This is a genomic window from Acidovorax sp. LjRoot129 (genome assembly GCF_964253765.1).
Lineage (GTDB): Bacteria > Pseudomonadota > Gammaproteobacteria > Burkholderiales > Burkholderiaceae_C > Acidovorax.
The window spans coordinates 3,701,844-3,714,212 of the sequence record NZ_CAXUSE020000001.1; the positions used below are offsets into that span (position 1 = coordinate 3,701,844).

The window sequence follows — 12,369 nt, forward strand, 5'->3', positions numbered from 1 at the left end:
TAATAGCAATAAAACCGATACAAATAAGCGATAGAGCCTTATTTCATTCGAAATTCGTGCCAGCCTGATCTTTACGACCGACGCCCAATGCCGCGTTGGCGTGTCTCGTTCTAATCCGTTTAGTCCCAACATGGTGCGTGATCGCGCACCATAACTTGGCGTACTTCTTGCTTCAACTTGGTGCAGATCTGGTGTTCCCCACAAGACGCACCAGAAACGATCAATTCAACGCAAGAGGACGTTATGGAAGCACTCAAACAGGGCACGGACGCCTTGTTCATTCTCCTGGGGGCCATCATGGTGCTGGCCATGCACGCAGGGTTCGCGTTTCTGGAGCTGGGCACCGTCCGCAAAAAGAACCAGGTCAATGCGCTGGTCAAGATCCTGGTGGATTTCTCGGTGTCGACCGTGATGTACTTTGTGGTGGGCTACAGCGTGGCCTACGGCACGCACTTCTTTGTAGGCGCCGACTCGCTCGTGCAGCAAAGCGGATATTCGCTGGTCAAGTTCTTCTTTCTGTTGACCTTTGCCGCGGCCATTCCGGCCATCGTGTCAGGCGGGATTGCAGAGCGTGCGAAGTTCTGGCCGCAACTTATGGCGACGGCCGTCATCGTGGGCTTCGTGTACCCGTTTTTTGAAGGCATCGCCTGGAACCAGCACTTTGGCGTGCAAGCCTGGATCAAGGGCCTGACGGGCGAAGAGTTTCATGACTTTGCGGGCTCGATCGTGGTGCACGCGATGGGCGGCTGGATCGCCCTGCCGGCCGTGATTTTGCTGGGGTCGCGCGCCAACCGCTATCGCAAGGATGGAGCGATCTCGGCGCACCCTCCTTCCAACATTCCGTTTCTGGCGCTGGGCGCGTGGGTGCTGGTGGTGGGCTGGTTTGGCTTCAATGTGATGAGCGCCCAGACCGTGGACAAGCTCTCGGGCCTGGTGGCCGTGAACTCCTTGATGGCCATGGTGGGCGGCACTTTGGCTGCGCTGGTGCTGGGCAAGAACGACCCCGGCTTTGTGCACAACGGCCCGCTGGCAGGGCTGGTGGCCGTGTGCGCAGGCTCAGACCTGATGCACCCGCTGGGCGCCCTGGTCGTGGGCGCGGTGGCGGGTGCCATCTTCGTGGTGATGTTCACCCTGACGCAGAACAAATGGAAGATCGACGACGTGCTGGGTGTGTGGCCCCTGCACGGCTTGTGCGGGACCTGGGGTGGGCTGGCCGCCGGCATCTTTGGCAGCAAGGCCCTGGGCGGGCTGGGCGGTGTGAGCTTTTCGGCCCAACTGATTGGCAGCGCCCTTGGCGTGGCATGGGCGTTGCTGGGCGGGCTCGTGGTCTACGGCATCCTCAAGAGCACCGTGGGGCTGCGGCTCACGCAAGAAGAAGAGTTTGACGGCGCCGACCTGTCGATCCACAAGATCAGCGCGACGCCGGATCGGGATGTGAACTGGTAAATGCGCATGGCGCTGGCTGCTTTGTGCCCCGGTGCGCATCCTTTCTGCAAGCATTGTTGTATAGGGTTGGCAGACGACGCCGCTACCGATGGCCGCACGCGCCAAGCAGGGGTGCGATCAACGCCCGTGCGTTTAGTCGCACGGCGGTGTAGCCCCGGCCAGTCAGTTGGGTCGCACGCGGGGCAACCCACTTGATGGTCTCCCGCGCCCGGTGCGGTTGCGGTGCGGGAGCCCCTAGCGACGCGACCACAAAGCCATCCACGAGTCGGTTTGCCGCCACCAAACAACAGCCAGCGCAGCGCGTGCTCACCCACCTTGTCTGCCGGCCAAGTTCCACTACCGCCTAGGCGCGGCGTCTGACACCCGCGGAAAGCCCTGCGCAGTCACAATCGCGCCATGCCGTCCACGCCCACTGCCCCTGCTTTTTTAACCTCCACGGCCCGCTATGGTTGGCTCGCACTTGTGGCCGTGGTGCTTGCCGGGGCCATCACCGGGTGCGCCGGCTTGCCCAAGGATGTGGACCGTCCGGTGTCCAGCGCCCTCGCCTCCCCCGCTGGCACAGCCCTGGGCCAACTGGTTGAAGAGCGCCGTGCCGCTGCCGGGGCGCGTCACCCCTCCGGGTTTGTTCTGCTCAGTGGCCCGCAGGCAGCCTATGGCAGCAGGCTCGCGCTGGTCGACGCCGCACAGAAGACGCTGGACCTGCAGTACTACGCCATCCATGCCGATGCCAGCAGTGAGCGCCTGCTGTTGAGCGTGGTGGCAGCGGCCAAACGGGGCGTGCGCGTGCGCGTGCTGCTCGACGACTTTCACAGCACCGGCCGCGACGCGCAGGTCATGCGCCTGGCCTTTGTGCCCAACATCGAGATGCGCATGTTCAACCCGCTGACCGGTGCGCGCGGCTCGCAGATCGGGCGTATGTTCAGCGTGATCGGCGATTTCTCGCGCGTGCAGCAGCGCATGCACAACAAGCTTTTTATTGCCGACAACGCGATGGGCGTGACGGGGGGACGCAACCTGGGCGATGCCTACTTTGGCAATGCCGAGTCCGGCAACTTTGTGGACCTCGACGTACTGGCCGCTGGCCCGATCGTGCAGGACCTTTCGCGCAGCTTTGACAGCTACTGGAACAACGACCGCGCGTACCCCGTGCAGTCGCTCGTCACCCGCGAGGAGCTGGACGCGCTGCGTGAGCGCCTGCGCGCCACGGACGCCGCCCAGCGCGATCGCGTGGCCGGCCAGGGGGGCACGCTCGCTCCCGACAACCAGCCCCCGGCCGACGGGCGACGCTCTACTGTCGCGCAACGCGCCCGCATCTGGGATCAGCAGCCGATGGACCTGGCCCAGGCCCAGTTCACCTGGTCGCCCGCCGCCGTGTTGGTGGACAAGCCCGCAAAGATCCCGCCAGACAACACGTCGCCCCCTACGCTGCCAGAAAAGGCACCCGCCAACGCGTCGCCGATGGCCATCGCAGCCCGCGGACAGCGTGCGGCCACGGCGGAACCAGCTTCTGCGCCGCCTGCGGTGCCGACGCCCGCTCCGGCCGCCGCACCGGCCAGTGCAGCCGCGCAAGGCAATGGCGCGCCTCCGGCAGTGGCAACTTCATCCGACCGCCCCGCCAATGAGGCCGAGCTCACTGAGGCGCAAACCGACACCGTCGTGGATGGCCTGCTGCAACTCATGGGGCAGGCCCGGCGCGATCTGTTGATCGTGTCGCCGTACTTTGTGCCCGGGCCCGACATGAAGCAGGCGTTTGCCGCAGCCCGTGCGCGCGGCGTGCGGGTGCGGGTGCTCACCAACTCGCTCGCGTCCAACGACGCCCCCATTGCCCACGCAGGCTATGCGCGGCACCGCCCCGACCTGCTGGCCATGGGCGTGGAGCTGTACGAAATGCGCAGCGAACTCCCTGGGGTGCTGAGCGGAGCGCTGGGCTCCACCGGTAGCACCGGTGGCAAGGGCGGGAGCGCAGGGGGCGGATCGATGGGCAGCTCGCGCGCCATGCTGCACTCCAAGCTGCTGATCATGGATGGGCGCCTGCTGGCCGTCGGGTCGATGAACCTGGACATCCGCTCGCAGCGGCAGAACACCGAGATCGCACTCTTGATCCGCAGCGGCGAACTCTCGCGCCGCGCCAGCGCACAGATCGAAAGCGCGCTGCGCGACGCGGCCTGGCATGTGGAACTGAACGACGGTCGGCTGGTATGGCACGCACCGCAAGGCAGCGGCTTGCCCGACGCGACGTCGGAGCCCGATGCCAGCGCACCGCTGCGGTTGATGCTGCAGTTGCTGGGGCCGCTCGCGCCCGATCACTTGCTCTGAGACCAGGCAGACGTCGGGCGCGGCGGCATCACCCCTGCTGCACTGCCACCCAGGCCGTGATGGCGCGTTGATCCGTCATCGTGCGCACATGCTGGTAGGCGACCTCGGCCTCGGGGAAACGCCGGCGCAGCAGGTTGAGCCATTGCTTGAGGCGGCCCGCGCGCTGACGCGGCTCCAGGTCGTCGCACACCAGTTGCCAGAACGCCGCGATGTGCGGCAGCAGCTCGGGCCAACTCACGGTGTCCGCGCCCGGCTGGCCCGCATCCGCCGCCCGGATCGCACGGGCCAGCCCCGGGTCGGCCACGATGCCACGGCCCAGCATGAGCGCAGCGCAGCCCGACACCTCGCGGCAGCGCTGCGCGTCGGCCACGGTCCAGATCTCGCCGTTGGCCACCACGGGGATGCGCACCGCGGCGCGCACCGCAGGGATGTGCTCCCAGTACGCCGGCGGGCGGTAGCCGTCGGCCTTGGTGCGGGCGTGCACCACCACCTCACAGGCGCCGCCGGCCTCCATGGCTTGCGCGCACTCGCGCATCAGGCCGGTGTCGTTAAAACCCAGGCGCATCTTGGCGGAGACCGGCAGGTGCACGGGCACCGCGCGGCGCACGGCCGCCACCACCGCAGCGATGCGTTCAGGATCCTGCAGCAAAGCCGCGCCGCCGCCGTGGCGGTTGACGACCTTGGCGGGGCAACCGAAATTGAGGTCGATTCCCTCGGGCCCAAGCGCCGCCAGGCACGCGGCGTTTTCCGCCATGCTGACCGGATCAGACCCCAGCAGCTGGGCGCGCACCGGCACCCCGGCCAGCGTGCGGCTGCCGTTGCGCAGCTCGGGCACATAGCGCAAGAACACCTTGTCCGGCAGCAGCGTGCCGGTAATGCGGATGAATTCAGAGACGCAGCGGTCCACCCCGCCCACGCGGGTCAGCACATCACGCAGCACAAAGTCGAGAAGCCCCTCCATCGGGGCCAGCAGCAAGGTCATCGCGGGTCGGACGCCCGGCACCGCGTGGGCGCCAAACCGGCACGTGGTGGGAGCGTGTTCACAGGGAATTTGAATATAAACAGGGCCTAGCGCTTATTCCATAAGCGCTAGCAGCTACAAAAACAATAGCAATGGCTTTGAGAGGCAGCCGCGGGTTGCGCGAGCAGCCCGCCATTGTGCGGCACCGGGTCATCACAACGTCATCCCCGCTTGGTGCAATTGCCCCATCCCCCGCGACTGGAGCCACCCATGCTGCTGCAAAAAACCGAAAAAGCCCGCCTGGAACTCTCACCCGGCGTGCGCACGCTGAGCCTGCGGGAGCGCTCGCTGCTGCTGCTGGCCGACGGCAAGCCGCTGTCGGACCTGCAAGCGATGTACAACGGCATCGGCGCGCAGATCGTGGACAACCTCATGCGCCAGGGCTACCTGGCAGGGCCTGCAGAATGGCCGCCCGCGTCCACCGCCAAGCCTGCGAACGCGCCCAACCCCACACCTGCCGCGCCGGCCGCAGCGCGCACCGAGCCCGCAGAAGCCCTGCGCTCCCTGGCCGGTGCCCGCATGTACCTCTTTGACGCCTGCGAACGCCTGTTTGCCCGCCGCGACCCGGTGCTGGCGCAGCAGTTCCGCGAAGCGCTGCGTGCTGCCAAGGACGAGGACAGCATGCTGGACGTGGGTGAAGCGATGTTTGACGAAGTCGCCCTGGCGGCAGGCGCCGAGCGGGCCGCCACCTTGCGCGAGCGGTTTGAGCAACTGCTGCCGGCAGCGGCAAAGGCACCGGCGGCCCCTGAAACAGCCAAATCGTTTGGCGCCACCCAGCCCGTGGCCTTGGCCTGAGCAAGGAACGGGGAGCGAGAAGCGAGAAGAGCAAGCACGGCACCCGCCAGCGGATGGCAACCGCTGGCAAACCCGCGCCCGCGCTCCAATCAGGCGGCCGCAGCGCCCAGCCGCCAGAGCGTCGTGACCTCGGCCGCGCGGGCCGCGTGCAGGGCATCGGCCGCGTCAGCCGCCTTGGCGTGGTGCGGTTTCACGTCGTGCTGGCCACGCACCACCAAGCCCGCTTCGGCAATCCAGCCCAGCAACTGCTCGCGCGGGCGCAGGCCCAGGTGCTCGGCCAGGTCCGACAGGATCAGCCAGCCTTCGCCCGCGGGCTCCAGGTGCTCGGCCAGCCCGGCCAGAAAGCCGCGCAGCATGCGGCTGCCTTCGTCGTACACCGCGTGTTCGATGGGCGAATTGGCCCGTGCCGGCACCCACGGCGGGTTGCACACCACCAGCGGCGCGCGGCCGGGCGGAAACAGGTCCGCCTTCAGCAGCTCTACCCGCGGCAGTACGCCCAGGCGCTGCAGGTTCTCCTCTGCGCACGCCAGCGCACGCGGGTCCTGGTCGGTGGCCACCACGCGTTGCACGCCGCGGCGCACCAACACGGCCGACAGCACGCCAGTGCCCGCGCCGACATCAAAGGCCAGCGTCTTGGCCGGCAGCGGGGTGTTGGCCACCAAGTCCACATACTCGCCACGCACTGGCGAGAACACGCCGTAATGCGGATGAATGCGATTGAGCGGCGGTGCGCCCAGTGCGGACACTTCCACGCCCTTCTTGCGCCATTCGTGCGCGCCGACCAGGCCCAGCAGCTCGCGCAGCGTGGCCACCGAGCGCTCACCCGTGGCAGGGCCCCAGGCCTCGGTACAGGCTTGGCGCCAGTCGGGCGCGCGGCGCAGGGCAATGCTGTAGTCGCCTTCCAGCGGAATCAGCACAGCGGCCAGCACGCGTGCGCGCTGGGCCTGTGCCTGCCGGTGCAGGTGGAAGGCCTCGGCGGGCGTGGCAGTTGCCAGCTTTTGCGCGGCCCGGGCCGCAGCCTTGACCGGTTTGCGGTCGGCCCGGCGCATCAGCGCTTGCAGAAGATGGCGCGCGTTCTGAAAATCACCCTGCCAGAGCAGGCCGGTGCCTTCGGCCGCCATGCGGAACGCCGTGTCGGCGGCCAGCGTGTCGTCGGCAGTGACAACCCGGCGCGGCGCCGGGGCGCCGCTTTCAGAGCGCCACTGGGCTTGCTGGGGCTGGCCTTGATGGCTCCAAGTGATCATGGGTGGGTGCTCAGGCGTTGATCGGGCGCTTCAGGCGCACTTCTTCAATCTTCACGCCACCGACCACCGCCGTCTTGGCCGTGGACAGTTCGCGCTTGAAGCCCGCAAGCTCATGAAAGCGCAGGGCACGCTCGTTGCGCAGCGGCACCCAGGCCGTCACGTTGGTGCAGCCTTCTTCCTGAAGGCCATCGCGGGCGGCGTCCCACAGGGCCAGGCCAACGCCTTGGTTCCAGTGGGTGGGGGCTGCGTAGATGGCCCAGATTTCCCCAGTGGTGGGGCGGGACTTTTCATCGCGCGAGCGGTCGTAGCCGACAAAACCGACGATCTTCTCGCCGTCGGTGGCCACCTGGACCTGGGGCTCGCAATATTCAATGGCTTCGCGCCAGTAGGCCTGGCGCTTTTCAACCGACGACATGGACTTCAACTGCTCGTCTGGCACCACCCCTTTGTATGCCTCTTGGGCAGAGACGGTATGGATCTGGGCGATGGCTTTTGCATCGCGAAGCGTAGCGGGACGAACCTGGATACTGGACATGGAAAAACCGAACGAAACGGGGAATGAAAATACGAAAGGACCGGCATTGTCGCCGCAAACGGTTTTTCACCCTGTGCGGGGCCCTGCCTTGCCCTCGATCACACCCGGTTTCCGCCACCCTGCGGACAGTATCTGTGGCAGCAGCGGCAGTGCTGCGCAACACCATCACCGCGCACTCAGCGCTCTACGCCAGTGCCATGGCACCCACCAGCGAAGCGCCTGCGGCAGCCGAGGCCGCGCGCTGCACCAGCGCCCGCTTGTTGCGGGGGCGCGGCACGTGGACCGCAGGCGGCGTGCCATTGATCGCAGCCAGGCCCAACACCAGCGTGACGGTGTGGGACCCGTCTTCGCGGTCGTCGTCGGCGTAGGCGCGGTAGCTGCCGTTGCCCTGCCCATGGCTGCGCTGCACGGTGTGGAAGGCCACGCGCGCGCCGCTCACCCGGTGGCCGCCAAAAGGCAGCACGCGCAGCCGGGCATCGCGGTCCAGCGCCAGGCCCATGTGGCCGGGGCGGTTGACGAGGTCGGTGCGGACCGCGCGCCAAGTCTGCCCGTCGTCGGTGGAACACTGCCAGGTCCCCGCCTGGGCGTCCAGGTGTTCGATCACCACACCCGCCGACGCCAGCATCCCCGGGCAGTTTTCTTCCACGATCTGCGCGACCGTGTTTCCCCCCAGCCCCGGGCCCCCTGGGGCCACACTGGGCGGCAGAATCCGCGGCTCGTTGTGGCGCGCGGACGCGGTGGCAGAACCAGAGCCATGGATGGATGCAGTGAATGTCATGACAAATCCCTCTGAACAGCAAAAGTGAAAAAGGCAAAGGCTGCGCATTGGTGTGCACTTGCATCCCATCCCCCGCGCTTGCGTTACAGGGGCCGCCGCCCCCTCGGAGGTCGCGCCATGACCTTGCCGCCTTGAGGCGGGCCGGCGCGGCCGGCAAAGTGCTTTTCAATGCTTGACGGAAAGTCTAGAAAGTGCCCTTGCCAGCGTCCATCGCACAAATGGACTAGTCCGCAACACCACGTTGTGCGCAATACTTGTCGGATGACTGCCCGTCTTCTGCTGGTAGATGACCACAACCTGTTTCGCACAGGTTTGCGCCTGATCGTGCAGGACCACCCCGCTGTGGGCACGATTGCAGAGGCGGGCTCCATCGCCGAAGCCTGCGCCCTGAACGCGGTGGACACCGACCTGGTGCTGCTGGACATCCAGCTGCCCGGCATGAATGGGCTCGATGGCCTGCGCCCGCTGCGCCAGGCCTGCCCCCACGCCCGCATCGTGCTTGTGTCCGCCAGTGTGGCGCCCGATGCGATCCACGAGGCGCGGGCCCGCGGCGCCGACGGTTTTCTTTTCAAGTCGGCCAGTGCAGAGGACATCCTCAATGCCATCACCTGTGCGCTGGCCGGGCAGCCCTGCTTTCCCATCCACAGCGGCCACAGCACTGCGTCTCCACGCGGGCCCGCTACCCCTTCACTGACCGCACGGCAACTTGATGTGCTGGCCCTGCTGTGCACCGGCAAGCCCAACAAGGTCATCGCCCGCGACCTGGGCTTGAGCGAAAACACCGTGCGCGTGCACGTGGCCGCCATCTTTGCGCAGCTGGGCGTCAACAGCCGCAGCGCCGCATTGCTGGCCGCGCAGCGCATGGGCTTGTCGACCCCGCAGCTGCATGACACGCTCTGACGTGCTCCCTACGGCGCGTGACGCCATGGATCCGCCCACGCGCTGGGGGTGGCGGGTGTGGGAGCGCGACGAGGTGCTGCGCGAGCAAGTCGCCCTGCTGCGCCAGAACTTTCCGATGACGCTGCTGGCCTCGCTGGCCACGGCCCTGGGCACGCTGTGGGTGATGGCGCACGTGGCAGACACGCAGGCCACTGCCATCTGGCTGGTGCTGCACGCGCTGGTGGTGTGCGGGGTCTACATCACGGTGCAGGGCGTGGCGCCCTTTGCCGACCCCGCGCGGCAAGCGGTGTGCAAGCTCATCGTCTGCATGGCCGCCATGGGGCTCAGCTGGGGCGGACTCGGCTATGTGGTGCTGTACTGGGGCACGCAGGACAGCGTGATCTACGCCATCGGCATCATCAGCACCGTGTCGTCTGGCACGCTGGGCTTGGGGGCGCCCCTGTTCAGAGCGTATGTGACCTACCTGACCTGCGCCATGGGCGGGGTGATGATCGCCGTGGCGCTGGCAGGCGGGCCGGCCATGTGGCCTGCGCTCCTCTTGACCACCGTGTACTACGCACTCACCTGCATGCAGGCACGCACGGCCGACCGCGCTACGCGGCGCAGCATCGCGCTCAAGCTCGAAAACGACCGGCTGGTGACCGAGCTGCGCGCCGAATCTCACCGCGCGCTGGCGGCGCAAGAAGCAGCCGAGCGCGCCGACCGCGACAAATCCCGCTTTCTGGCGGCGGCGAGCCACGACCTGCGCCAGCCCCTGCATGCGATGGGTCTGTTTCTCGAATCGCTGCAGCGCAGCCCGCTCAATGACCACCAGCGCACGGTGCTGGGCCATGCCCACGCTGCCTCGGGGGCGGCAGCCGAGATGCTCACCACCTTGCTCGACTATTCGCGGCTGGAGGCCGGGGTGGTCAAGGTGCGCCCTGCCCCCTTTGCCGTACAGCCGCTCCTGAGCGCATTGGAGCAGGAGTTTGGCGTGCAGGCCGACACGGCCGGGCTGGTGTACCGCACGCGCGAGACGTCCGCCGCCGCGTATGCCGACCGCTCCCTGGTGGGGCTGGTGATGCACAACTTCATCTCCAACGCACTGCGCTACACCGGGCGGGGCGGCGTGCTCATCGCGTGCCGCACGCGCGGCAAGCGCCTGGCGCTGGAGGTGTGGGACACCGGCGCGGGCATACCGCAGCACCAGTGGGAAGACATCTTTCGGGAGTTCCACCAGCTGGGCAACCCGGAGCGTGACCGGCGCAAGGGCCTGGGCCTCGGCTTGGCCATTGTTCAGCGGCTGGCGCGCGAGATGAACACGTCGGTGGAGTTGCTGTCGCAGCCTGGCCGCGGCTCGGTGTTCCGCCTGTGGCTCGACCGCTGGCAAGGTGCACTCGAAGACGAGGGCGCCCCATCACTCGGCCGGGATGCGCACAGCCTCAAGGGGCTGAAAGTTCTGGCCATCGACGACGACGAGGCAGTGCGCACGGGAATGCAGTCGCTGCTGCAAAGCTGGGGCTGCCTGTGCATCACGGCCGAGTCGAGCAAGGATGCGCTGGAGTGCCTGGAAGACAGCACGCTCGACATCGTGCCCGACCTCATCATCACGGACTTCCGCCTGCGCCACGAAGAGACCGGCAAGCAGGTGCTGCAGGCCCTGCGCGCCTACCTGGGCACGCCCGTGCCGGCAATCATCCTGACGGGCGACACCTCGCCGCAGCGCCTGCGCGACGCGCAGTCCACCTCGGCCCTGTTGCTGCACAAGCCGGTATCCACCGGCCAGCTGCGCGATGCCATGGTGCAGCTCATCACGCAACCACGGCCGGCGCCGGCGGCAGATGCTGCGGCGGGCGAGGACCCCGACGAGCCACATGCCGCAGCGACATCGACCGCTATAGCCAGCGCCGAAGCAGGCCCATGACCTGGTCGAACTTGGCACCGTAGGGCGGATAGAACATCGAGCCCATCGACCAGCGCGACTGCACCAGCACCGACTTCTGGTGGCAAAAGCGCAAGAAGCCCTGCTCACCGTGGTAGGCGCCCCAGCCGCTGTCACCCACGCCGCCAAAGGGCAGTTTGTCGTGGGCGATGTGCATCAGCGTGTCGTTCACCGTCACACCGCCGCTCACCGTGCGGCGCAGCACGTCGTCGCGCACTGCTTCGCTCTGGCCAAACCAGTACAGGGCCAGGGGCCGCGGGCCGGCGTTGATGTGCGCAATCGCGTCGTCCAGCCGCTCATACGACACCACAGGCAGGATGGGTCCGAAGATTTCTTCCTGCATCAGCTGCATGGCCGACGTGGCGCCGAACACCAGCGTGGGCAGCATCTGGCGGCTGGCACCGTCGCCCAGCGTGCCGACCGTGGACACCGCAGGCTTTCCGGCCGCGGGGTCGATGGTCTGCACCTCGGCGCCCTGCGTCTGCGCCTGCTGCAGCATGGTGCGCAGCCTGGCGTGGTGGCGCGGCGTGATGATGGAGGCGTAGTCAGGGTTGCCTTCGATGGTCGGGAACAGCCGCGCCACGGCTGCGCGGTAGGCCTGTGCAAACTCGCCCTCACGGCCGCGGGGCAGCAGCACGTAGTCGGGCGCAATGCAGGTCTGCCCGGCGTTCAGCAGCTTGCCGTGCGCAATCTTCAGGGCGGCGTCCTGCATGTCGCAGTGCCCGTCAATGATGCAGGGGGACTTGCCGCCCAGCTCCAGCGTGGTGGGCGTGAGGTGCTGGGCCGCGGCCTGCGCCACCTTGCGGCCTACGGCGGTGGAGCCGGTGAACACCAGGTGGTCGAACGGCAGCGACGCGAACAGCGCCGACAGGTTGGCATCGCCCTGCACCACGCAGAACTCGTCGGGCGCAAAGAACTGCGCTACCAGCAGGGCCAGCTGGGCCGATGTGTGCGGTGTGAGTTCGCTGGGCTTGAGCATCACGCGGTTGCCCGCCGCCAGCGCGGTGATGGCCGGGGCCAGCGCCAGCTGCACCGGGTAATTCCACGGAGAAATCACACCCACTACGCCCAGCGGCTGGCGCTGGATGTGCGCGCTGGCGGGCTGCAGAAAGATGGGCGTGCGCACCTTGCGTGGCTTCATCCACTTCGCCAGGTGGCTCAGCGTGTGCGACAGCAAGGTGCGCAGCACGAAAAAATCCGCCACCTCGGTCAAGCGCGGCGAGCGCATGCCAAAGTCGGCCTGCACTGCGGCCGCCAGCACCGGCCCGTTCTCGTCCAACATCTTGGACAGGCGCAGCAGACGCTCGCGCCGCACCAGGAGCGGCACCTCAATGTGCGCGCGGCTTGCCTGGCGTTGGAGATCGAAGTGGGCGTGGATATCGGCTGGTGTCATGGCTGAATGATAAAGAGGTG

The 12,369-nt window shown here is 67.3% G+C and carries 10 protein-coding genes; 5 read left to right on the forward strand and 5 right to left on the reverse strand.

Features of this window, described 5'->3' with window-relative positions; genetic code table 11:
- The first annotated feature begins 243 nt into the window (after positions 1-243).
- Together ACSQ3Q_RS16925 and ACSQ3Q_RS16930 are read left to right on the forward strand one after the other, a co-directional pair.
- Positions 244-1,446, forward strand: a complete 1,203-nt coding sequence (locus ACSQ3Q_RS16925) for an ammonium transporter (RefSeq protein ID WP_436135501.1) — start codon at positions 244-246, stop codon at positions 1,444-1,446.
- 396 nt (positions 1,447-1,842) lie between these two features.
- Positions 1,843-3,762 carry a phospholipase D family protein gene (locus ACSQ3Q_RS16930; protein ID WP_436135502.1) on the forward strand — a complete coding sequence of 640 codons (1,920 nt, stop codon included), beginning with the start codon at positions 1,843-1,845 and terminating at the stop codon, positions 3,760-3,762.
- Between the two features lie 28 nt (positions 3,763-3,790).
- On the opposite strand, the gene ACSQ3Q_RS16935 is transcribed toward ACSQ3Q_RS16930, so the two are convergent.
- On the reverse strand, positions 3,791-4,744 hold the full coding sequence (locus tag ACSQ3Q_RS16935) for a tRNA dihydrouridine synthase (RefSeq protein ID WP_436135503.1): 954 nt from the start codon (positions 4,742-4,744) through the stop codon (positions 3,791-3,793).
- Between the two features lie 249 nt (positions 4,745-4,993).
- On the opposite strand from ACSQ3Q_RS16935, the gene ACSQ3Q_RS16940 reads away from it, so the two are divergent.
- The gene (locus tag ACSQ3Q_RS16940) at positions 4,994-5,578 is read left to right on the forward strand and encodes a hypothetical protein (RefSeq protein ID WP_436135504.1); all 585 of its coding nucleotides are present in this window, start codon (positions 4,994-4,996) and stop codon (positions 5,576-5,578) included.
- A gap of 89 nt (positions 5,579-5,667) precedes the next feature.
- Here ACSQ3Q_RS16940 and ACSQ3Q_RS16945 read toward each other — a convergent pair whose 3' ends face one another.
- The 3 genes from ACSQ3Q_RS16945 to ACSQ3Q_RS16955 all read right to left on the reverse strand — a co-directional run bounded on the left by ACSQ3Q_RS16945 (position 5,668) and on the right by ACSQ3Q_RS16955 (position 8,135).
- The gene (locus ACSQ3Q_RS16945) at positions 5,668-6,822 is read right to left on the reverse strand and encodes a methyltransferase (RefSeq protein WP_436135505.1); all 1,155 of its coding nucleotides are present in this window, start codon (positions 6,820-6,822) and stop codon (positions 5,668-5,670) included.
- Positions 6,823-6,832: 10 nt separating this feature from the next.
- Positions 6,833-7,357 carry a GNAT family N-acetyltransferase gene (locus ACSQ3Q_RS16950; protein WP_436135506.1) on the reverse strand — a complete coding sequence of 175 codons (525 nt, stop codon included), beginning with the start codon at positions 7,355-7,357 and terminating at the stop codon, positions 6,833-6,835.
- A gap of 184 nt (positions 7,358-7,541) precedes the next feature.
- The gene (locus ACSQ3Q_RS16955) at positions 7,542-8,135 is read right to left on the reverse strand and encodes a hypothetical protein (protein WP_436135507.1); all 594 of its coding nucleotides are present in this window, start codon (positions 8,133-8,135) and stop codon (positions 7,542-7,544) included.
- Positions 8,136-8,396: 261 nt separating this feature from the next.
- Here ACSQ3Q_RS16955 and ACSQ3Q_RS16960 point away from each other — a divergent pair, with 261 nt between their 5' ends.
- Positions 8,397-9,035, forward strand: coding sequence for a response regulator (locus ACSQ3Q_RS16960; RefSeq protein WP_436135508.1), 639 nt, complete (start codon positions 8,397-8,399; stop codon positions 9,033-9,035).
- Positions 9,022-10,938, forward strand: coding sequence for a hybrid sensor histidine kinase/response regulator (locus tag ACSQ3Q_RS16965; protein WP_436135509.1), 1,917 nt, complete (start codon positions 9,022-9,024; stop codon positions 10,936-10,938). Before ACSQ3Q_RS16960 ends, ACSQ3Q_RS16965 begins: the two co-directional genes overlap by 14 nt.
- Here ACSQ3Q_RS16965 and ACSQ3Q_RS16970 read toward each other — a convergent pair.
- A complete protein-coding gene (locus tag ACSQ3Q_RS16970) occupies positions 10,910-12,349 on the reverse strand; it encodes a coniferyl aldehyde dehydrogenase (RefSeq protein WP_436135510.1) in 1,440 nt (479 codons plus the stop codon). The two genes, ACSQ3Q_RS16965 and ACSQ3Q_RS16970, sit on opposite strands and share 29 nt — an antisense overlap.
- Positions 12,350-12,369: the final 20 nt, after the last annotated feature.